Below are 20,281 nucleotides of genomic sequence, written 5' to 3' on the forward strand. Positions count from 1 at the left end.
AAGCCGACCCGGGAGCCGACATGATCAGCGCGCGCGAAGTCGTCAAGCGAGCGGGCGTCGATGTGAACCTCTTGATCGACCGGCTCACCTCCGCCGCCACGGCGGAGCTCAGCGCCGTCTACCGTTACACGATCCTGACCGTTCATCCGCTCGGTTTCGCCGATGAGGGACTACGCCAGATCCTCAAAGAAATCCGCGATGAGGACCGTCGCCATTTCGACGCGCTCGTGGGCCGCATCTACGAGCTCGACGGAAGGCTCCCCGACGACATCCGGCAGTTCCTGGAAGGCGGGCCTGCACGGCCGGAAGACAGCTCCGCCGACGCGGAGGATCCGGCCACGGCACTCGTCGAAGAGGTACGACGCGCCGTCCACCCCTACAGCGGCCTGTGCAACCTCACCGAAGGCAGAGATCAACGCACCTATCTCCTGGCCCGGGCAATCCGCAACGAGAAAATCGAACACATGGCGTGGCTGGAAGAGTTCCTCGGCACAAAGCCACCTGGGCGCTTCCACCGCGGCTTCCGCGGCCGCTCCCCCTTCCTCGCCCGTCTGCCCGCCGCTCCCGAGGAGACCGAACCACCCGCGTGACCCTCAGCGGGCGGGTGATCGTCGACGTGGTTGGCTGCGTCGCCGGGCCGGTCCGGCGCGTGTTCATGGGGCACCGTCTTCCTCGGCCGCGACGCCCGCCAGGCGTTGGCCGACTACCTCGAGCTTGAACGCTCCGGCGACGCCGCCGCCAGCACGAAGGCGGCCGCGCTGTTCCTGTCGGCTGCCTCCATCGCTGCTCGCCGCCCGGGCGGCCGCTTGGGCGCCGCCATGGTCGCCGGGTCCGTCGCCGTGGTGGCGCTCTGTGATTCACCTGAGCGGCATCACGGTCACCCGGCGGGATGCGCAAGCCTCTGCTTGTCAGGCGTCCGCCGCGGCGCGCCATCCGTATGTACAGAAGCGTCGCGGCGTGGCGAACGTGCCGAGCCAGGTGGTCACTCCCCACAGCACGGCATAGGTGGCCACCGCGACCCCGAACACGGCGAGCCGCGTAAGCGTTTCATCCCAGTGATGGAGCAGGCCTGAAGGCGCCACAACGACCGCCACACCAGCACAACGAGTCGACCGCGTTCGGGGACTACGGCGGCTCCTTCGCCGACGCCGCCTTTCGGATCTGGTTCGCCGTGCGCCACGAGCCCAACCCGCGCGTACGCGCCGCCGCGCTGGCCGCCTGGGCGGCCCCGGTGGCCGTGGTGACCGTGGTGACCGCCGCCGCCTTCGCCCGGCGGAAGATGGTCGATCGGCCGCGGCCGGCCCTGCTGCGTCCGGCGGCCGTGTTCCAGGCCGTGCTCGCGTTCCGTGCCGTTACGCGCCGCGACGTGCCCGGATGAGGCGGATATCGGGCGGGGCATCGGCCGGGTTAGTCGCTTTCCATGACGGTCAGGGGAGGAGACGACACTAACTGGGAACGAGTCCCTGCCATGGCACGAACGGCCATCCTCATCCTCGCGGGCACCGATACCCACGGCGACATCGGCCGGCTGGTCAATGCGCTGGTCGCCGCGAAGGAATTCAAGGAGGCGGGCGAAGACGTCAAGGTGATCTTCGACGGTGGAGCCACCGAATGGCCCCACCGGCTGACCGATCCCGACCACACCGCGCACCGCCTGTTCCGAGCCGTCGCCGACGTCGTCGAGGGAGCGTGCGGGTTCTGCGCGAACGCCTTCCACGCCACCGAGGGCGTCTGGGAGGCCAAGGTGGAGTTGTTGCGGGAGTACGAGGGGCACCATAGCGTGCTCGGCCTGGTCCGGGACGGCAACCAGGTGATCACTTTCCAACCTTCGCCAGCCGCCAGGCGGTCACCACGAGCAGAGCGAGCGCACCGGCCGCGAGCATCGGAAGGTCGGGCAGATAGTCCTGGGCAGCGGATGCGAACGCTTGCAGGCGCTCCTGCCAGTCCTGCGGGATGGGCACGTTCAGGCCACGGGTGCCGTCGAAGGCGAGGAAGACAACGCCGAGGGCGACGAAGGTCAGCCCGGACAACAGCGTGGTGGTGTGCACGTGCAGCCGACCGAGGCGGATTCCGCGGCCGCGCAGCCAGGAGCGGTGAGCCAGGTCGTAGCGCTGCCACAGGGCGGCCAGCAGCAGCAGCGGCGCCGCCATCCCGGCGGCATACACGGCCAGCAGCACGCCCCCGCGCAGCGCATCGCCGGACGAGGCGGCGACGGTCAGCACCGCGCCGAGGACCGGGCCCGCGCAGAATCCGGCCAGCCCGGAAGTGGCGCCGAGGGCCAGCACCGCCCCCGGCGAGTCCCCGCGGACGCGTCCGCGCAGCCGTTCCAGCGGCCCGATCGTCCAGCCCTGGCCGAGCACTTGCAGCACCCCGAGAACGATCAACATACCCCCGGCCACGATGATCATCAGGTCCTGGTGACCGTAGAACAGCCTGCTGGCCAGGGCCGACCCCATACCGAGCGGCATCAAGACGGCGCACAAACCCAGGTAGAACAGCAGGGTACGGCCGATCAGCGCGCCGCGGCCAGGGAAGGCATAGGCGAAGAACGCCGGAAGAAGCACCGCGCTGCACGGGCTGACCAGGGCGAACAGCCCGCCCAGGAAAGCAGCGGCGTACCCGACCTCACCCATGGCGGGCCTTCTCGATCGCCTCGACGAACTTCGACAGCGGCTGCGCACCGAAGAAGAGCTCGCCATTGATCAGAAAAGCGGGGGTGCCGGGCAGACCGAGCTGGGCCGCGAAGGCGAAGTCCTGCTCCACCGCCCGCCGCAGCTCCGGGTCACGCCGGTCGGCCTCGAACCGGGCCATATCCAGGCCGATCCGCGCGGCCACAGCCCGCAGTCGATCATCGCTGAAGCCGGCGGACTGCTCGGCGTACAGGGCGTCGTGAAAGGGCCAGAACGCGTTCTGCCGGTCAGCGGCGCGGGCCGCGATGGCCGCTCGAATGGACTCCCGGCCCTGGGCGGGGAAGTCGCGCCAGAACAGGCGCACGATCCCGGTGTCGATGTAACGACCGCGCAGCGCGGGCTCGATGCGGCGCGCGAACGTGCCACACTCGGGGCATTTGAAGTCGCCGAACTCGACGATGGTGACCGGCGCCGACGCCGAGCCCTGCGCCATGCTCTCGTTGATCGGCGGGACGGTCGGACCCTCCCACGTCGGTATGGGACTCGCCTCGGACGGACGGGGAGAAGCTCGCGGTGTGGCGGCGTCGGCCGCGGACGGCTCGGCAGGGATCACCACACGGCTGTCGCGACGGGCGTCGGTGCCGCTGTCGAGGATCGCGACGGCCAAGACGGCAAGGACCGTCATACCGGCTGCGGCGCTGATTAGAATGCGGCTCCGTGAGCCGCGGCGCGTTCCGGCAGCACCGTCGTCTTCCACCTGTCCCATTCTTCACCCCTTTGGGATTGAGAGGATCCCACGGCCACGCACCCAAATCGGGAACTGTCAACGAGATGACAGCATCGGTGTCCGTGGCCGTGTAAGGACGAGCTTGTTGAGGACGGGTGGGAGGCGGTGGCGCTCAAGAGCGACGAGGTAATGAGTCGCACGCCCGACGACTGCCAATGCTGAGCTCGGCACGCGTGGGACCATCCTTCAGGAGCTGGGCAACGGCCCCTTGACCGACTTCATGACCCGTTCCGGCCTGACGACCGAGGGTCAGGACGATGACGACTGATCCGGATCAGCGCTCGCCGGAGGATGAACGTGGGGACACTCATGGTTGGGCGGCAGCACGCAGCGGCGTCCAGCCTCGTCGAGGTCGGCGCAACGCTCGGCTTTCGTGCGCCGCGGGAGCGGCTCGGTGCTCAACAGGAGGTCTCCAGCGATAGGGGGTGTGCCCCCGCCTACCTGGATTCCGAAGAGGCAGGCGGGGGCAGAGCGCGGCCACGACGGGGGCACGGGCCGCGCTATATGGGAAGGGCTGAGCACGCTGACGCTATCTCCGGCGCAGCGTTTGTAAGGTTGCGCCACTGCAACGATCGCACGTCCGATATGTCACAGTAGAGCAGGTAGGGCGCTACTGTGAGTAACCCTCATGTAGGGCGATCACGGATTCTCCTCGGGCGCGCGGCGGCGGGCGCCTCGGTGCGCGCTGTTCGCGCTGCTGCGCAAGGTCGCCGAGCACCACCAGGCCGCCGTCCCCCCGGCACGCGACGCCTACCTCGGCCCCGACGACGGCGAGGTCACCCGGGAGGAACTGCGCGCCCGCGTGCAGGCGGGCGAGGTGGTGGTGCTGGACGTGCGGCCGGTGGAGAAGTACCTGGCCGGCCACATCCCCGGCGCAATCTCCATTCCGGTCACCGAGCTGGCCGACCGCATCGAGGACCTGCCCGCCGATGTCGAGATCGTGGTGTACTGCCGCGGCGAGTACTGCGTGCTGGCCTACGACGTGGTGCGGCTACTGACCGGCCGCGGCCGCCGGGCGATCCGGCTCAGCGACGGCATGCTGGAATGGCGGCCGTCCGACCTGCCCGTCGAGGCCGGAGCACCGGCATGACCGCCGACCCGGGCCCGCACGCCCTCCCGTATCCGGGGCTGGCCGGCGGTCCGGTCTACCTCGACTACAACGCCACCAGCCCGTCGACCCGCGGGTGAGCGAGGCAATGGTGGCGCACCTGACCCATCCGTTCGGCAACCCCTCCAGCGGCCACCCCTACGGCCAGCGGCCCCGCGCGGCACTGGAGCGGGCCCGCGCGTAAGTCGCCGCCCTGATCGGTGCCCGCCCGCGAGATCGTCTTCACCGCCTCCGGATCGGAGGCCGACCTGCTCGCGCTGCGCGGCGCGGTCCTCGCCTCCGGCCGCCACCGACAACGGCCCCTCACGCCGGAGGATCGAGGAATGTACCGCCAGCCCCGCCGTGAGTCCGCCCACTCCCAGCACGAGCGTCAGGTTGATCACGTTGGATCCGACAAGGCTGGCTGTGGCCAGCCCCGCCTGGCCCTGGGCGCCTGCGGTAGCAGTCACGACCAGTTCGGGAGCGCTTGTTCCGAAGCCGATGATCACGATGCCCACGACTATGGGAGAAATGCCCAGCCGTTCGGCTAACCGGCCCGATCCCAGCACGAGTTGATCGGCGCTTACGGCAAGGAGGGCCAGCCCGGCCAGACTGAGCGCTACCAGGATGAGCACGACAACGTCCCTTTCATGGTGACGATCCCGACCAGACTTCCCGCCCCTCCGCCCTCGACGGTAGCAGCATGCATCGAGATTGACCATGCGGCTTCTGATGAGTTCATGACGGACCACTGGCCAGTGGATCATCTCGTCGATGGCGCCGCGGAAACCGTCAGACCCCACGGATGAACAGGCGCTGGCGCTGGTCAGTAGGCGCATCTCCGCGGCTGCGGCATGCACACCTCTGGGTGTCAAGTGGGGTCTGTCCGCACCCATACGCCGACGTGGCGTCGAGCTGTGCTTCACCCCGACCAACGCGTGGTGGGCCAACCCCCTACAGCTTGGCCGCCGAAGCCGGGTCCGGTTGCGCGGATGCCAAGCAGCAGCTTGGGAACGCGGCGATTCGGCGCTCTGCGGTGCTGTTTTTCGGCTTAGAGTCAACTAGGGCGGCAGGAGCTGCGGCCCTCGCTGCCTGAGCTGCCCAGGACACTTCACGGAATAGGGCTCGCGGGAGACGTGCATGGATTGGTTGGTCTCGCTGGCAGGGGCCGGGGTGATCATGGCCGCTCTGCGGGACCTGTTCCATACGCTCTGGCACCCCACCCGTCACGGTGGTCTCAGCCGATTCGTCATGATGGCGCTGTGGAGACTGGCCCAGCATGTCCGTGCGCGCGGGCGAGTGGTCGGACTCGTGGGGCCGCTCGCCATGGTGACGGTGGTCGGCACGTGGGCCGCCATCATCATCCTGGGCTGGGCCATCGTCTACTGGCCCCACATGCCGGAGTCGTTCACCTTCACGCCTGGTTCCAAGGCGGCGCAGCAGCCGGCGCTGCTCGACTCTCTCTACCTCTCATTGGTCACCGTCGCCACTTTGGGGCTGGGGGACATCGCGCCCGCCGAGGGCTGGCTTCGCCTGGTCTCGCCGCTGGAAGCTCTCGTCGGTTTCGTCCTCCTGACGGCCACGGTCACCTGGGTGCTCGAGATCTACCCGGCGCTGACCCGCCGTAGGGTCCTGGCGGTACGGTTGGCGCTCCTCCAACGCTCGGACCCGTCCGTCCAGCAACTCGACTCCACCGTGGGCGCCACACTGCTGGAGAGCCTGGCGACCGAGGTGGCGCGCGTCCGGATCGACTTCACCCAGTACGCCGAGGCCTACTACTTCCATGACGGCGAAGACCACTCATCCCTGGCAGCCACGATCGGCTACGCCGATGACCTCGCCCGGCGCGGAAAGGCGGCCCGGCGGCCGGACGTGCGTCTGACCGGCGACCTGCTCGCCGGCGCGCTGCAAGACCTTGCCACCATCCTCGACCAGCGCTTCCTGCACACCGGCGGAACACCGACGGAAGTCTTCACCGCGTACGCCGTCGACCACGGGCGCGGCCTCACACAGCCCTGACCACGGCGCCAGGCGGACGCTTCAGCTCTGCCTGGACGCCGTACAGCCTGAACACTGGCCCCCAGACCCTGCGATGCACATTGGCGCGGACGGCGCCGAGTGAGACGGAGCCTGTTCGCGACCGCGCCAGACGTCGTAACACCTTCGCCACGATCAACTACTCGTACCCGTTCTTATAGTGCATCCGCGGCATGGGCTATCCGGTCGCGTTGGCCACCCAGGACACACGGGAGTTCGGGGGTATCACTCTAAGTGTGGAAACGATCACTATGGGTAGATGGGTCAAGGTAGATCATCTTAACGCTTCGGGGGGAGCGTCCATCATGTCGAACACACGGGGATCATCGGCTCTGACCGCTACTTTCACACAAGACCACGAGCAAGCGGAAGGCTTGGCGCGGGCTGCTCATCATGGCGGGGAAAAATCCCCCCTTCTTGAAGGGCAGGTGCCGCTGCGGGAGCTGCTCGGCGATCAGGTGCTGGACCTGCTGCTGGAGCGATCGAAAGACGGCAAGGGCGGGCTACGGCTGACCGGCGAGGGCTCGATGCTGGGCGAGCTGGTCAAGGCGGTGCTGGAACGCGCGCTGGAGGCCGAGCTGTCGGGTCATCTGGGCTATGGCAAGCACGATCCGGCCGGCCACGGGACGGGCAACTCCCGCAACGGCAAGATCGGCAAGACGGTGCAGACCGGGGTCGGCCCGGTCCGGCTGGCCGTGCCGCGCGACCGGGCCGGCACCTTCGAGCCGGTGCTGGTGCCCAAACGGGCCGGACGCATCTCCGGCGGCCTGGACGACATGATCATCAGCCTGTACGCGCACGGCATGAGCGTGCGCGACATCCAGCACCACCTGCGCCAGATTTATGAGGTCGAACTGTCGCATGAGGCCATCTCCAACATCACCAACGCCGTGCTGGAAGAGGTCCGCGCCTGGCAGGCGCGGCCGCTGGAAGCCGTCTACCCGGTGGTGTTCCTGGACGCCATCGTGGTCAAAGTGCGCGACAACCACAGCGTGCAGGCCAAGCCCGCTTACCTGGCCATCGGCATCGACGCCGACGGCGAAAAGCACGTCCTGGGCATCTGGCTGGCCAAGACCCCGCTCGACCATGCCACCGCCGGCGAGTCGTCCCGGTTCTGGAGCGCGGTAATGACGGATCTGCGCAACCGCGGCGTGCGCGACATCCTCATCGCCTGCACCGACGGCCTGGCCGGCTTCGAAGACGCCATCCACCACGCGTTCCCGCACACCACCGTGCAGACCTGCGTCGTTCACATGATCCGCAACGCGCTGCGGCCGGTGGCCCGCCGCGACCGCGCCGCGGTGGCCGCCGAGCTGAAGAAGATCTACACCGCGCCCAGCGCCGAGGCCGCCTTCGATGCCCTGGCCGACTTCACCGCCTCCGCCTGGGGGACGCGCTACCCCCAGGCGGCCCGCGTGTTCGAGGCAGCCTGGGATCGCTTCACCCCGTTCTTCGCCTTCTCCCCGGCGGTCCGCAAGCTGCTCTACACCACCAACGGCATCGAGTCCCTGAACTACCAGCTGCGCAAGGTCACCAAGGCCCGCGGGCACTTCCCCGGCGACGACGCCGTGGTCAAGCTGCTGTGGCTGGCCATCATCAACATCGAGGACAAACGCGCCCGCGAACGCGCCGCGCACAAGGAGAAAACCGGCAAGATCAAGAACTCGCCCAGCACCGCCCGCCTCATCGAGGGGCAACGCACCATCGGCTGGCGCGAAGCACTCATCGAACTCGATATCGCCTACCCAGGACGGATCAGGTAAAGAGGGTTCTCCATCACCCAGAAAGGATCTTTACACACTTCAGGTGACAAGCTCCGGAGTTCTGCACCTCTTGGGATTGGGGCGACCAGCCGAGCTGGTGAGATATCGCTCAACGGCTCTCCGGGAGTCTGGGGATGCGCCGTGCCGACGCAAGCTGGAGGGATGCTCCTTCACTCCTTGTTCCTGCAGCGTGGAGCGGGATGGTCGCCTTCGTGGTCCAGCGATAAACGTGTTCGTCGCGGTCCAGGACGATGAGCTGGATGTGGCTGACCGTGATGGTGACGGGTTCCGCCGACACGCTGTCCAGGGCCTCGGCGTACGGCTCGATCGGGCCGTCGGAATTGCTGTAGGCGATGCTCACGTGGGGCGTCCACTGGTCAGAGTCAGGGACCATTTCCCATCCCCACACGTCGGCGATCGCCTCCCGTACGGCTTGCCGTATGCCCCGCATCCGGTCGGCGGGTTGGACGTGGAACTGCAGGGCCTCAGGGGCAGGGACGGGGCGCGTGAACGTGAGCTGGACAGGCTCTAGGGATTGCAGTCTGGAAGTGACGGCTTTGGTGATGGCGGCGATGTCGGTGTCGCTGACCTCGTCAGTGAATCCGATGCCCTGCATCGTCAGATGCAGCCATTTGAACGGAATCAGGTCGAGACCGCTCAAGCCGGACAGCTGGCCATGGTAGGCGGCGACCAGGCGGTGGAGGGCAGGTTGGTCCTGGAAGGTGGTGTGGAAGGTGTACATGCGGCGCCCGATGCGCCAACCAGGCCGCCACCACCAGTGGTCACGCATCCGGGACTCGGTCACGTGTCTCGCCTTTCTGCCGGCTGTCCTGCTGAACGGTAATTGTCGATCTGCTCTCGGAGGCTCCGCGCGAGCGGGTCACCGCGGTATCGACTCTGCGCGAGGAGACTGCCAATCTCAAGAACGCGGGTGACGACGGGGGCAAGGCGTCGTTCTGCCGGCTCTTCGAGAACTGGGGTGAGCGCCGCCAGGGCCGCATCGAGTTGCTGAGCGATGAGATGGGCATGAGCCAGGCCGATATGGATCTGCGCCCAGGTCCCGTACGCCTGTTCCTCTCCTTGCCGGTAGGCATCCAGGCCCAGTTCAGCGGCAGCGACGGCCTTACGCACGTCCGCTGCTCGAAGGTGGACCGTCATCGTGTAGTTGCATTGGGCGCCATACCGCAGGAGAACAATCCGCCCACCTCGTCTGGCCGGGCGATGGCTGCGCGGGCGCCCTCGGCGTCGCGCAGTGCTTGCCGAGCGCGGGGGATGTCTCCCAGTTCCTGCCAGGCATCGGCCTCTTGAAGGGCGAGGAACACCTTCATGGTGTCGCTCGGCGAGCATTCGAAGCCCTGTCTGGCCAGGATTGCGGCATGGCGTTGATCGCCATCCCAGAAGGCCGTCTTGGATTGGGCGGACAATGCCAACGCCCGCGTTGCCGGGATGTCGGCCTGGCCGGCCAGGATGAGGGCGGTACGGGCGTGGGCTTCTGCCTCCCTGATTCGGCCGAGATCGCCCGCGGACCATGCCATGAAGGCGCAGAGCTTGGCGGCCGTGGCGTAGAGCTCGCGGCGCTGGTCCAGGCGCTGGTGGCCGCATTGGAGCTGGGCGAACAGATCCCTGGCCAGTTCGGCGGCCATATGCAGGAGCGGGGCAGGTGGCTGACAGAGATAGTCGTTAGCGAGGCGCGTGATTGTGCTGGCGTAGTAGTCGAGGGTGGCCGGGCCGAGATCCGTCGCTTCTGCCCAGGCGCCGAAGCGTGCTATCTCACCGGCAGACATCATGGTGGAGTGCTTGGCGAGCTGCTGCGACGGCGTTTGGGAGAAGAGACGGTCGCGTGAGGTCCCCAAGGCGCGGGCGTAGAGGAGCTGATAACGCGTCCCCGGAAGATGCTGTCCCGTCTCCCACTTCCTGATCATCCGGGTGAGAGTGGCGATATCCGGCAAATCGGGCGCGAGCTGGCGTAGCTCGCGAGCCATGTCGGGAATGTCCCAGAGCCGGGCCTCTCGCTCAGTGCGTAGCCGTGAGGCCCACAGCGGGATGTCGGAGGGTGACATCGCGTGGTCTCTTTCCTCGGACGCGACACGGACAAGCGTGTCCGTGCGTGCCTCTCATTGTCCTCCTGACAACCCTCCGATGCAGGCCGTCTACTGAGGGTCATCGATATTTCCTGGCGTGCCCGCTCGGCTGGTACGGCCCCGCATCGGAAGGAGCGCACATGGCCTCGTCCTCGACTGTGTCTGCCGCTGAATCGATAGCGATTCGTCCCGGGGAGCCGCTGGTCGGCGCCGTTCGGGTGGACGGGTCCAAGAATGCCGCGCTCCCCCTGCTGGCGGCGGCCGCCGCGGTGGGACGGCTCGTGCAGATCGGCAACGTGCCGCGATGCCAGGACGTGAAGACCATGCTCGGCCTGCTGCAGGAGTGCGGCTACGGCATCGCTCGATCGGTCACCAACCCGGACGAGGTCACGATCCAGCCGATCTCCACTGCTGGACAGCTGCCCGAGCTCCCGGAGGCGGCAAGGATCCGTGCCTCGTACTACCTCGTACCTGCGCTCCTGGCTTCCTGCGGTCAGGCACGCCTGCCGTGGCCCGGCGGCTGCCCGGTGGGCGAACGCGGCATGGACCTGCATTTCCGCGTCTACGAGGCGTTCGGGGACAACGTCCTGCTGGACAGCGCGGGCTATCAGGTCTGCAGGGCGGCGAACAGGACCAGCGCGGCCGAGATCCGACTGCCGTTCCGGTCGCGGGGAGCCACCGTGGCCGCCATGCTCCGGACAGTGATCGATCGCTGCCGCTTGACGATATTTCAACCGAACGTCTCACCAGAGGTATCCGAGATCCTGGCGTTCTTGAGAGAGGCCGGTTGGGACGCATGCGGGGATGAGGATGCGGTCAATCTGACGCCGCCGTACGACGAAGAGGGCGGTTCGCTGACCTGGGAGGTTCCCGGGGACAAGGTTGAGGCCGTCACACTGGCCTGCGCGGTCGCAGTGACCCGCGGCTACGCGCTGATCAAGGGAGTTCGGGCCGCGGATGTCATGCCGGCGATGGAAGCGTTCGCCTGGCTCGGGATCCCCGCACACGCGGGAGCAGGCACGGTGACGATACAGGCCATCGACACCCAACTGACCGGACAGCCGTTGCGGGCCATCTCATCACTGTCGCCGGACGGCCTGGACGCCGACTTCGAGCCGTCGCTGATGGCTCTGGCGCTCGGGATGCCCGGGGTGCACCTGTTCGCCGACGAGATCAATCCGGGCCGACACGGCAATCTGATCCCACAGCTGGCCCGGCTCGGAGCCGTCATCGAACAGTTGTCGGCAACGCACTGCCGATTCTCCGGACCGCAGCGACTGGTTGGCGCGAAGGTGGCAGCCAACGACATCCGCACTGGCTCTACCCTCATCGTCGCAGGGTTGGCGGCCGAGGGCGTCACCACCGTGAGCGGCATGGCACAGCTGCGCCGCGGACACGCCGATCTCCCGAGCAAGCTGCGGCAGCTCGGCGCGGACATCACCGAGGAGGCGGCATGAGCGCAGGACGCGTGCTGGAACGCATCGTGGCCACCACCGATGTCCATTCCGACTTTGACCGGGCTCACCCTATGCTGGCGGAGCTGCATGCTGCTCGGGAGCGGGCGCTGGTCGTGGATTGCGGCGACTTCTTCGAAGGCAGCGGCTATTACCGGCTCGGGGACGGGCGCATCGAGCGTCAGGCGCTGGAGCTGTTGTACGACATCATCGCGCCGGGCAACCACGGCTGGCGGCACTACTTCGAGCCGGACCTTCGAGCTTTGACCGTGAGCGCCAACGCAGTCGACGCCGGCACGGGAGAGCCGCTGTTCCGGCCGGTCCAGATCATACGGATCGACGGGCGGATGGTCGGTCTCACGGGCGTGCTCGGCGAGCAGGCGTTCAGCGCCATCCCGCGTACCGAGCGCATCGGCCACACCGTCGTTCCGCCCGATCTCGCGCTGCACGAGCTGAGGCGCCGCTACCGCAACATGGTCGATGACTGGATCGTGCTCAGCCACTCCGGCTTCGATCACGATCTTGCTCTTGCCGCGGCCTGCCCGTTCATCTCAGTGATCTTTTCCGGGCATTGCCACAGCGAGCAGTACGGGCCCGTACGAGTACGGAACACGTTAGTGATCAAGGGGCATGAGCTGGGCGCAGGCTACGCCGAAGCCGTCCCAGCTGGCCGGCACTGGAACGCCCAGGCTCGTGGCTTCGCGGAAGGTATGCCGGTTCTGGATCCTGTGGCTCGCTTGTATCAGCAAATCGACGTATTGCGTGACCGCCTCACCAGACCGCTGGGACCGCTCGCGGCCCCTTTCCGGGACACGCTTGCGGATCGTCGCGAGATCTTAACGTTGACCGCGCGGCAGCTTCACGCCCGCCTCAAAGCGGAGGTCGTCCTCAACGACACCTGCCTGCGTCCCGTCCACCTCGGCAGCGTGCTCTATCAAGGGGACCTGCTGGCCATCGAGCCATTCGCGAACCAACTCGTTCGTACCACGTTGCCGAGCCATTGTGATCTTGACGTACTGGCTGCCCAGGCCGGGCCGCTCGTCGTGGTAAGGGGTCCAAGCAGTGAAGGACCCCGGCATGCGGTCACCACGCAATACCTGGCCGACACCTACTTGGGTGGGCGCTGGAAGGGGCAGAAGCTGCCCTTGGCCCATGCCGTACAAGCCGTCCTGACCGGGCAAACGGGAGACACGCCGTGATCCTCACCGGTCCCGAAATAAGCGCCGCCGCCGGCGACGGACGCATCAGGATCAGCCCTTTCAACGCCGAGCAGGTCAACCCCAATAGCTACAACGTCCGCCTGGGCTCAACCCTGCTGACCTACACCGAACCTGTCATCGACGCTCATCGGCCCAATCCGACCCGCCCCATCAGAATCGACCTCGAGGGCTATGTCCTGCGGCCCGACGAGCTCTACCTCGGCCACACCATCGAGAAAGTCGGATCCGACACCTTTGTACCGCTGCTGTTCGGTCGATCCTCCGTCGGACGGCTCGGCCTCTTCGTCGAGATCACCGCACCGATTGGCGACATCGGCTTCCACGGCCAATGGACCCTGATGCTCTCCCCAGTCCGGCCGTTACGGGTCTACCCAGGCATGAAGATCGCGCAAATCATGTTCTTCGTCTCCACGGGCGTCGTCGATCTCTACTGCGGCAAGTACCAGGACTCCACCGGCCCACAACCGTCGCAGTACTGGCGCGACCCGCTCAAGGCAGGCTCCTCATGATCCTGACCGGTCCGGCGATCGCTGCCGCGGTGACCCGCGGCGACATCGCCATCGAGCCGTACGATCCCTGCCGGCTGTCCCCTAACGCCTACGACTGGCGGCTCGGCGATCGCATCATGACCTGTAACCATGCCTTGGACGCCGCCCGACCCACCCACTTCGACGAATCCGTCATCCCCAATTCCGGCATGACGCTCTCGCCTGGCGTTCTGTACCTGGGGGTCACCCACGAGCGGACCTGGTCCGAACGCTATGCCCAGTTCCTCAACGGCGACCGCACCATAGGCGCCCTCGGCATCTGGGTCCATGTCTCCGCTCCCCTTGGCCACACCGGCCATGCCATCGCCTGGACGCTGGAAATCCGGGTGGCCCGCCCGGTACGCGTCTATCCCGGCATGACCTTCGGCAAGCTCCTCTTCCTGCATACCTTCGGTGCCACGGCCAGTTACCAGCGGCACGGCCGCAAGTACACGGCCAGCACCGGCATCGACGTCTCCCGCCTCTACCAAGAGCTTCTCAACGACGGAGGCCAGCCGTGAAGCGCATTGTCACCGCTCTGGACCTGCCTGTCGGAAGTCCCGGCGGGAGCGTGGAACTCCTGTACGACCTGTACGGCCACGCCGAGCCGCTGATCCCCGCCCGGCTCTTCATGCTGCCCAGCGATCACCCCGCCAAGCCGCCGGTCGAGACCCTCGAGGTGGGAGGCAAGTGCCTGACGGGACACCGCTTCTGGACTTACGTCGACACCCTCAGCACCGCACTGGCAACCCTCGTCAAGCCCGATGACATCGCCATTACACACTTGCAGCACCTGACATTCGGCGCCACACCCGCGCTGCTCCGTGCTTTCCCGGAACACCGGAGCATCGCCCTGGTCCACGGCACCGACCTGCTGACTGCCACCTCAAACGGCACACAGGGCGAGGTCCTACGCCAAAGCGCTGACCTCGCCACCGCCATCGTGGTGCCCACTCCAGCGATGGCTGATCGGCTACGCCGGCTCACACCTGACCTGGATCCCGCCAAGATCGAACACATTCCCTGGGGCATCCCCGACCACCTCCTGCACCGGCCGCCGACAGCACAGGCGCCTCACGATGGCACCTTTCTCCTGCTTTACGCGGGACGGCTCACCGCCGAGAAAGGCGTGACCGCTCTTGCCGTCGCATGCGCGAAGAGAAGAAACATGACCTTGGCCATCGCCGCCCCTGCCGACGAGTACGCAAGATTCTCCGAGCGACTTCGGGAAATCGGCTGCGAACACCACTATCTGGGCTGGCTCGATCGCCCCAAGCTGTGGAACTCCTTCCGCGAGTACGATGCCCTCGCGGTGCCATCCACCACCCTGGAAGCCTTCGGGCTGGTCACCGTCGAGGCGCAAGCCTGCGGTCTGCCGGTCCTCTACCAGCCCGTGCCCGGCCTCACTGACGTGCTCGGCGATACAGCACTCCCAACCGACTTCGCCAACCCGGAGGCGCTCGGCTCCGTCCTGCAGACATTGCAGAACGACCCCGCGATACGAGCCGAGTTGCGCGCCGCCGGCTTCCGCAACGCCCGCCGCTTCCCCATCAGCAGCACCGCCAAGGCACTCACCGCCCTCGGCGGTGAAATTGCCTGATGCCATCCCGTGCGGCTGACCAGCCGGCACCGGAGTCCCTCACTACGCTGACGATCGCAAGCACCGTGCCGAAAGGGAGATCATGACGCCCGACCCGGACCAAATCGAAAGCGTCATTCGCCAAGGCGTCCAGCAGAAGGTCTATCCCGGCGCGGAATGGGCCATCGGTGACGCCGACAGCGTCCAGATGGCCGGCTCTTGCGGGCTGCTCGACCCCCGCGACTCAGGCCATCCCATGACGGGGGACACCGTATTCGACATCGCCAGCCTTACCAAGATCGTCGCTGTCTGGGCGGTGATCGGACGGCTGTGGGATCAAGGACGCCTGAACTTGGACGACCCCCTCGGTACGCTCATGCCCGACCTCGCTGGCTACCAGCTGGCCCAGGTCACCACCCGCCACCTCCTGACCCACACCGCGGGGGTGCCACCGCGAGCCAACCTGAGGAACCTTTACGGCACCGACCAGGACCGCGTTCGCACCGGCGTTCTGCGCGAACCCTTGCACCGCCTCCCCGGCCACGCCGTCGAATACACCGACCGCGCCGCCCTCATCCTGGGCTACCTTGCCGAACACCTCACCAACACGCCACTGGACCAGCTCGCCCGGACCACCATCTGGCAGCCCATCGGCATGACCACCACCTGCTTCGGTCCGCTTTCTGTCGAGCTCATCGAACGCTGCGCGCCCACCGAATACGACGAGGAAACCGGCCGCCATCTCAAGGGCACACCCCACGACTTTTCCGCACGGCTGCTCGGCGGGGGGTGTGGAATCGCCGGCGTCTTCTCCACGGTGGCCGACCTGGCGACATTCCTGCAGCACCTGCTCAATCCCGTCGACGGACAGGGATTCGGCGCCGCCTGGGTCCAGGAGTCCCTTCAGGTCCATACCGGTGACCTTCAACCGGCACGGGGCCTGTTCTGGCATCCCGCCCCCGGCACCGACCCAGCCGCCAGCATCTTCGTGCACTACGGCTTCACCGGCACCGGCATGTGGATCTCACCCAAACAAGGGCGATGGGCCGTCCTCCTCACCAACAAGCTTTACTACGGCCGTGATCGCCAACCGATGGCTGAGGTCCGCAACGCCTTCCGTGCTTTGGCGTTCGTATGAGGACTTTTGCCGAGCCGTCATGATCCGCCACGGAGCATCTGTGTCAGTCGCTTTTCTGTTTGGTAGTCCCCCGAGAGGCCGAGGCTGCGTTGATGTTGACGTAGCAGTTCAGCGGTTCGGGACGCCTCGTCACGTCTGTCCAGGCGCAGTTGCAGACGGATGATCCGAAAATACGTCTCCTCGGTATCTGGGTCGAGTACGCGAGCACGCTCCAGCGCGGACAACGCTTGTTCGGGGTCCTCTGTGGCCAGCAGTTCCGCGAGCTGAGAAAGAACATCTGCTTGGGACCGTGTCAGGGGATATCGCTGCTCCTCGATCCAATCCGCTGACAGCCCTTCACCGAGTTCTCCCGTACAGAGCCGGGCAGCTTTCGACAGGGCGGCAAGACGATCTGCCGGATCAGCGGCGGCTCTCACCTGCTCCAACGCGGCCTCATAGTCCCACAGATCAACACTGATCAGCTTGGGATCTATGCGGTAGATCGCGGAATCCTTCGTGGTGGAGGCGCTGATGAAGGGCGCTCGCTTGGCTTCGGCGCTCCTGTAGTCGGTTCCGGTGACAAGCGCGCTTCGGAGGTGGCGTAGGGCATTGTGAATGTCCTTCCCGCAATCGTCTGGCCAGAGTGCGGCGGCGAGTTGGTCGCGGGTCACACCGTTCGGGTGCAGGGCGAGATAGGTGAGGGTGTTCAGCTGCAGCCAGCTCAACGGCAGCGGCTCTGCCTTACCGCGAACGTGGACCGTGGGATGGCCAAGAACCGTCAGTCGGACGAGGGCCGGCTCCGGCCAGTCGGACGGCCCGTCGTCCGAGTGGGACTCACCGACCACGGCGGCGTCTGGCTGGGCGGGGACTAACTGTTGTAGATGAGCTGCCGCTTCTTCCTCCGTGATGTGGAAAAGCTCCCCACCGGCCAGCGATTCGGACCCGCGCCCCTCGGCTACCTCCACCACGTGCGTACTGCTGATCTCGCAGGTGATGCCTCCGGGCCAGGATCCCAGGAAGACAGCACCGACTCCTGCGCTTCGGGCGGAAGTGAGAGGTGCCGTGACGTGCTCGTAGACCTCGTCATTGAGTTCGGTGACGAGCAGTATGGCCGGTAGCGCCTCGCCGGGATCGTTCTGGCGCAAGTCACCGATCTCGGCGGAGTCACGTTCGAGCACCATCCGCCTGCGCATGAAGAACGTCTCTTCGAAGTGCCGGACTCCGTCCTCGTGCGAGGGAGCCAGCAGCAGGCCAGGGAGTTCTGCGGCGATCCGATGGAGGTCATCTGTGGAGAGTCCGAAGAGCTTCTCCGCCAGCATCGAGGAGATAACGACCTGGATGCGGTAGTTGCTCGACTGACGCAGCAAGTCGACTACCAGGTACCGGACAACGTCATGGGCGCCTGGCCCGGTTAGACCTATTCCAGGGCCTTCGAGGGCCATGCGCAGCGGAGTGCCATCTGCGCTCTGCCCGAGATGGAGTTGCTCAGGTACGTCGATGGAGTAGTCGTGCTGGATCAGCTCGCCGTCGGCGGGTACCGGCTCATCCCGTTCGGCGAAGGAACGACGGTGGGCGAGATGAAGCTCTCGAACGGGTGCTGGAGGTTCGGGCTCGGGGGTAATGGCCACGGCTTCTGTGGATGCCGGCGGAATCCGCCGTCGGCGTCGGTATAGACGGCCGGCGATGTACGCGGTGCTGATTCCGGCGACGTACGCCATGGCCACCAGTGAACCTGATGACAGACGAATGGCATCGGCGGCTTCCCGCTCCGAGCGTTGTTGGGCACTCGACGGCTGGGGCTGCGGAGCCGTCGATGGGGTCCGATTCTGTCCGGCGTCCGTTGCTACAGGTTGCTCAGATGTTGAGGACGTACGGGGTGGTTTCGGGCGCTTGGGGGTGAGACGGAGTTTCCAGCCGGGCTGAATAAATTCAGGATTAGTGAAGGTCTGCCCGTGTGGCTGCCGAGATCCGGCGTTGAGCTTCCAGATCGTCGGCCATCGGCGTGGGCTGCCAAGCTCCTTGTCGGCGATGCCCCAAAGGGAGTCGCCCTTCTTCACGAGGTATATCCGCTCGTCCGACGGCGGATCGACGTCTGTGGTTGCGGGCTGCCCGAGTGGATGCATGGCTGCCATGGCGACGACCGGTGGGGGTGCGGCGGCGTTGCTCACACCAGGCGCGAGAACGGTCATCGTGGCGGATGCGACCAGGTATGCGGCGAGCCGCTGCATCCCGCGAAGACCTGGGAGTCGGGGAACGATGCGCCTGCCTTGCACCTTGGCGACGATCTCGGTGATTACCGAAAGGGAGAACGTTACCCAGGCTCCCCAGGCGACGACTTCCAGGGCTCCTATGAACAGAGTGCCGTCGTCGGGCGCGGTCAGCGTGTTGGCAATCTGTTGGAGGCTGGGTAGGTGATTCGGAAGAGGGAACCCCGCGATCCTGTAGAACAAGACAGGGAATCCGACCACCGTTGCGAGCAGAACGGCGGACGCCGCCAGTGCGCGCAAGAAGCGGAGCACAGTCATCGGTTCGGCCCTTCCACTCCGGCTACGAGATCAGCATCCGCGTGAGCGGTCATCGACACTGAGGACAAGCCCACGAGGGACAACAGCCACGTCTTCTTGGCCACGGTGACGGTGACCCGGACGGAGGTCGGGCCGGAGATGGCGACACTGCCCTGGCGGCCGCTGTTGGACAGATGCGCTTGGGCTGCGCGCAGCGCGGCACCTCGGTCAATGACAAGCCGGTCACCGCGATAGGCGGCGGCACGGTCGATCTGTCCCGCTCCCGCCCTGGCGGCCTCCTCGGCAATGCCGACCGCTTCCCACCCGGCTCGCAGCTTGTTGCCTACGTCGACGACCAGCCCGACGAAGAGCAAGAGCACGGTGATGAAGATGAGGGCGTACGGGGTGATCGAGCCTCGGTCGGGCTCGTGGATGGCCACTCTTGGCATGCCTCACCTCCCTCTTTCGCGGTAGGGGTCCAGCGGGCTTACGGAGGTGGCGCGTCGCTTGACGCCGCCCGGGAGTCCTGGGAAGCCAAGATCCGCCAGGGGAACGGTGCACGAAACTGTTGCCGACACGTCAGCCAGCGTGCCAATCGGGCGGCTGAAGCCTTTTGTGTTCACCTTTACGGTGACCGCCACGCACCTCACGCCTTGACTCATGAGGGATTCACGGGCGCTGGCTTCAGCAGTGGCACTCGCTGCTGCGGCCGTACGGGCGATGGATGCCTGGCGTGCGGCATCTCGGGCGGCTGCTTCAACGGCGATGCCGGCCACGGTGATCCGGCCGGCGGCGACACCAAGCAGGATGACCAGCACGATAGCCGTGATGGCGAGGATGGCTTCCACGGTGACGCTGCCCTGCTCGTTCATGTCGTCCGCCGGGGAATGGTGAAGCGTTCGACAGGTCCGGCGGCTTCCTCGCTGATCTCGATCGAGGGCAAGAAGGGCACCAGGGACAGCGATCGCCCCCGGACGGTGATCCGAACAGTGGTGGAGTTGCCGCCGCTGGCCGCGCTGATTGAGGTCAGGAAGCCGCCGGCTGTCTGTTCGGCGTACCGTTTGGCCACGCTTGCGCCTGAGGTGTCGGGGGCGCCGTACGCTCGTGCGGCGCGGACGCCTTGCTGGGCGGCGGCCAGCGCGATGGACTGGGCGAAGAACAGCAGGCACACCTGCATGCACGCCAGAATGGCGAATATGACCACGGGCAGGGCGATCACCGTCTCAGCGGTGACGCTGCCACGATCGGCACGGGAGATGCGCACCCGGTCACCCAACCCTAGAGCTTGATCGAGTTCGCCTTGTCGATGATCTTGGCAGTGACGATTCCCATGACGGTGATCGCGACCAGGACCAGCGCAGCGATGATGATCATGGCTTCGGCCGACATGGCGCCCTTTTCGGGGTCCTTGCGGGCATGTTCGAGGCGGTCCAGGAGGAGTGCGATGGTGGCTTTCCAGTAAGCGGCCTCCAGCGGCAGGAGCTTGAACATGGTC

21 protein-coding genes and 1 pseudogene are annotated in these 20,281 nt (G+C 66.5%); 11 read left to right on the forward strand and 11 right to left on the reverse strand.

Annotated features, from left to right (window positions below):
- Positions 1–20: 20 nt before the first annotated feature.
- Complete coding sequence (locus tag ABN273_RS31550) at positions 21–590, forward strand: ferritin-like domain-containing protein (RefSeq protein WP_349452696.1); 570 nt, start codon at positions 21–23, stop codon at positions 588–590.
- A 581-nt stretch (positions 591–1,171) separates the two neighbouring features.
- On the forward strand, positions 1,172–1,378 hold the full coding sequence (locus ABN273_RS31555) for a hypothetical protein (RefSeq protein ID WP_349452698.1): 207 nt from the start codon (positions 1,172–1,174) through the stop codon (positions 1,376–1,378).
- A 436-nt stretch (positions 1,379–1,814) separates the two neighbouring features.
- Here the strand turns inward: ABN273_RS31555 and ABN273_RS31560 are convergent, their stop codons facing one another.
- Positions 1,815–2,633, reverse strand: coding sequence for a cytochrome c biogenesis CcdA family protein (locus ABN273_RS31560; RefSeq protein WP_349452699.1), 819 nt, complete (start codon positions 2,631–2,633; stop codon positions 1,815–1,817).
- Positions 2,626–3,396, reverse strand: a complete 771-nt coding sequence (locus ABN273_RS31565) for a DsbA family protein (protein WP_349452700.1) — start codon at positions 3,394–3,396, stop codon at positions 2,626–2,628. The genes ABN273_RS31560 and ABN273_RS31565 overlap by 8 nt, the downstream gene beginning before the upstream one ends.
- 811 nt (positions 3,397–4,207) lie before the next feature.
- Between ABN273_RS31565 and ABN273_RS31570 the strand changes: the two genes are divergently transcribed.
- Positions 4,208–4,507 carry a rhodanese-like domain-containing protein gene (locus tag ABN273_RS31570; protein ID WP_349452742.1) on the forward strand — a complete coding sequence of 100 codons (300 nt, stop codon included), beginning with the start codon at positions 4,208–4,210 and terminating at the stop codon, positions 4,505–4,507.
- A 329-nt stretch (positions 4,508–4,836) separates the two neighbouring features.
- Here ABN273_RS31570 and ABN273_RS59690 read toward each other — a convergent pair.
- Positions 4,837–5,400, reverse strand: a pseudogene (locus tag ABN273_RS59690) (sodium:calcium antiporter); the annotation flags it as partial.
- A gap of 244 nt (positions 5,401–5,644) precedes the next feature.
- Here ABN273_RS59690 and ABN273_RS31575 point away from each other — a divergent pair.
- The gene (locus tag ABN273_RS31575; RefSeq protein WP_349452701.1) at positions 5,645–6,523 is read left to right on the forward strand and encodes a potassium channel family protein; all 879 of its coding nucleotides are present in this window, start codon (positions 5,645–5,647) and stop codon (positions 6,521–6,523) included.
- Between the two features lie 452 nt (positions 6,524–6,975).
- Positions 6,976–8,304: an IS256 family transposase gene (locus tag ABN273_RS31580; protein WP_502911161.1), complete on the forward strand. Its 1,329-nt coding sequence runs from the start codon at positions 6,976–6,978 to the stop codon at positions 8,302–8,304.
- 109 nt (positions 8,305–8,413) lie between these two features.
- On the opposite strand, the gene ABN273_RS31585 is transcribed toward ABN273_RS31580, so the two are convergent.
- From ABN273_RS31585 to ABN273_RS31595, 3 genes are read right to left on the reverse strand one after another with little or no spacing between them, the layout of a single operon-like run.
- Positions 8,414–9,046 carry a 2'-5' RNA ligase family protein gene (locus tag ABN273_RS31585; RefSeq protein WP_349452703.1) on the reverse strand — a complete coding sequence of 211 codons (633 nt, stop codon included), beginning with the start codon at positions 9,044–9,046 and terminating at the stop codon, positions 8,414–8,416.
- 59 nt (positions 9,047–9,105) lie between these two features.
- Entirely contained in the window at positions 9,106–9,435 is a 330-nt protein-coding gene (locus tag ABN273_RS31590) for a hypothetical protein (RefSeq protein WP_349452704.1), read from the reverse strand.
- Between the two features lie 23 nt (positions 9,436–9,458).
- Positions 9,459–10,364 (reverse strand): NsdA family TPR-like regulatory protein, encoded by a 906-nt coding sequence (locus ABN273_RS31595; RefSeq protein ID WP_349452705.1) that lies wholly within the window; start codon positions 10,362–10,364, stop codon positions 9,459–9,461.
- Positions 10,365–10,525: 161 nt separating this feature from the next.
- On the opposite strand from ABN273_RS31595, the gene ABN273_RS31600 reads away from it, so the two are divergent.
- The 6 genes from ABN273_RS31600 (at position 10,526) to ABN273_RS31625 (ending at position 16,303) form a co-directional block, all read left to right on the forward strand.
- Positions 10,526–11,842, forward strand: a complete 1,317-nt coding sequence (locus ABN273_RS31600; protein ID WP_349452706.1) for a carboxyvinyltransferase — start codon at positions 10,526–10,528, stop codon at positions 11,840–11,842.
- Entirely contained in the window at positions 11,839–13,038 is a 1,200-nt protein-coding gene (locus tag ABN273_RS31605) for a metallophosphoesterase (RefSeq protein WP_349452707.1), read from the forward strand. The genes ABN273_RS31600 and ABN273_RS31605 overlap by 4 nt, the downstream gene beginning before the upstream one ends.
- Positions 13,035–13,568 (forward strand): dCTP deaminase, encoded by a 534-nt coding sequence (dcd, locus tag ABN273_RS31610; protein WP_349452708.1) that lies wholly within the window; start codon positions 13,035–13,037, stop codon positions 13,566–13,568. Before ABN273_RS31605 ends, dcd begins: the two co-directional genes overlap by 4 nt.
- Positions 13,565–14,107, forward strand: a complete 543-nt coding sequence (locus ABN273_RS31615; RefSeq protein WP_349452709.1) for a dCTP deaminase — start codon at positions 13,565–13,567, stop codon at positions 14,105–14,107. Before dcd ends, ABN273_RS31615 begins: the two co-directional genes overlap by 4 nt.
- Positions 14,104–15,186, forward strand: coding sequence for a glycosyltransferase family 4 protein (locus tag ABN273_RS31620; RefSeq protein WP_349452711.1), 1,083 nt, complete (start codon positions 14,104–14,106; stop codon positions 15,184–15,186). The genes ABN273_RS31615 and ABN273_RS31620 overlap by 4 nt, the downstream gene beginning before the upstream one ends.
- An 82-nt stretch (positions 15,187–15,268) precedes the next feature.
- On the forward strand, positions 15,269–16,303 hold the full coding sequence (locus tag ABN273_RS31625; RefSeq protein ID WP_349452713.1) for a serine hydrolase domain-containing protein: 1,035 nt from the start codon (positions 15,269–15,271) through the stop codon (positions 16,301–16,303).
- Between the two features lie 17 nt (positions 16,304–16,320).
- Here the strand turns inward: ABN273_RS31625 and ABN273_RS31630 are convergent, their stop codons facing one another.
- From ABN273_RS31630 to ABN273_RS31650, 5 genes are read right to left on the reverse strand one after another with little or no spacing between them, the layout of a single operon-like run.
- The gene (locus ABN273_RS31630) at positions 16,321–18,807 is read right to left on the reverse strand and encodes an AfsR/SARP family transcriptional regulator (protein WP_349452714.1); all 2,487 of its coding nucleotides are present in this window, start codon (positions 18,805–18,807) and stop codon (positions 16,321–16,323) included.
- Positions 18,804–19,235 (reverse strand): pilus assembly protein TadG-related protein, encoded by a 432-nt coding sequence (locus ABN273_RS31635; protein ID WP_349452716.1) that lies wholly within the window; start codon positions 19,233–19,235, stop codon positions 18,804–18,806. Before ABN273_RS31635 ends, ABN273_RS31630 begins: the two co-directional genes overlap by 4 nt.
- Before the next feature lie 3 nt (positions 19,236–19,238).
- On the reverse strand, positions 19,239–19,658 hold the full coding sequence (locus ABN273_RS31640) for a TadE/TadG family type IV pilus assembly protein (protein WP_349452718.1): 420 nt from the start codon (positions 19,656–19,658) through the stop codon (positions 19,239–19,241).
- Entirely contained in the window at positions 19,655–20,050 is a 396-nt protein-coding gene (locus tag ABN273_RS31645) for a TadE/TadG family type IV pilus assembly protein (RefSeq protein WP_349452720.1), read from the reverse strand. The genes ABN273_RS31640 and ABN273_RS31645 overlap by 4 nt, the downstream gene beginning before the upstream one ends.
- Positions 20,051–20,064: 14 nt before the next feature.
- Positions 20,065–20,277: a hypothetical protein gene (locus ABN273_RS31650; RefSeq protein ID WP_349452721.1), complete on the reverse strand. Its 213-nt coding sequence runs from the start codon at positions 20,275–20,277 to the stop codon at positions 20,065–20,067.
- Between the last annotated feature and the right edge of the window lie 4 nt (positions 20,278–20,281).

It is taken from the genome of Nonomuraea sp. B19D2 (genome assembly GCF_040137845.1).
GTDB lineage: Bacteria > Actinomycetota > Actinomycetes > Streptosporangiales > Streptosporangiaceae > Nonomuraea.

Excerpts from the sequence above, each read along its gene's own strand:
- ABN273_RS31650 (WP_349452721.1), bottom strand. The coding sequence starts at position 20,277 with ATGTTCAAGCTCCTGCCGCTGGAGGCCGCTTACTGGAAAGCCACCATC.
- ABN273_RS31605 (WP_349452707.1), top strand. The coding sequence starts at position 11,839 with ATGAGCGCAGGACGCGTGCTGGAACGCATCGTGGCCACCACCGATGTC.
- ABN273_RS31640 (WP_349452718.1), bottom strand. The coding sequence starts at position 19,658 with ATGAACGAGCAGGGCAGCGTCACCGTGGAAGCCATCCTCGCCATCACG.
- ABN273_RS31630 (WP_349452714.1), bottom strand. The coding sequence starts at position 18,807 with ATGACTGTGCTCCGCTTCTTGCGCGCACTGGCGGCGTCCGCCGTTCTG.
- ABN273_RS31635 (WP_349452716.1), bottom strand. The coding sequence starts at position 19,235 with ATGCCAAGAGTGGCCATCCACGAGCCCGACCGAGGCTCGATCACCCCG.
- ABN273_RS31615 (WP_349452709.1), top strand. The coding sequence starts at position 13,565 with ATGATCCTGACCGGTCCGGCGATCGCTGCCGCGGTGACCCGCGGCGAC.
- ABN273_RS31565 (WP_349452700.1), bottom strand. The coding sequence starts at position 3,396 with ATGGGACAGGTGGAAGACGACGGTGCTGCCGGAACGCGCCGCGGCTCA.
- ABN273_RS31585 (WP_349452703.1), bottom strand. The coding sequence starts at position 9,046 with ATGTACACCTTCCACACCACCTTCCAGGACCAACCTGCCCTCCACCGC.
- ABN273_RS31560 (WP_349452699.1), bottom strand. The coding sequence starts at position 2,633 with ATGGGTGAGGTCGGGTACGCCGCTGCTTTCCTGGGCGGGCTGTTCGCC.
- ABN273_RS31550 (WP_349452696.1), top strand. The coding sequence starts at position 21 with ATGATCAGCGCGCGCGAAGTCGTCAAGCGAGCGGGCGTCGATGTGAAC.
- ABN273_RS31625 (WP_349452713.1), top strand. The coding sequence starts at position 15,269 with ATGACGCCCGACCCGGACCAAATCGAAAGCGTCATTCGCCAAGGCGTC.
- ABN273_RS31600 (WP_349452706.1), top strand. The coding sequence starts at position 10,526 with ATGGCCTCGTCCTCGACTGTGTCTGCCGCTGAATCGATAGCGATTCGT.
- ABN273_RS31575 (WP_349452701.1), top strand. The coding sequence starts at position 5,645 with ATGGATTGGTTGGTCTCGCTGGCAGGGGCCGGGGTGATCATGGCCGCT.
- ABN273_RS31595 (WP_349452705.1), bottom strand. The coding sequence starts at position 10,364 with ATGTCACCCTCCGACATCCCGCTGTGGGCCTCACGGCTACGCACTGAG.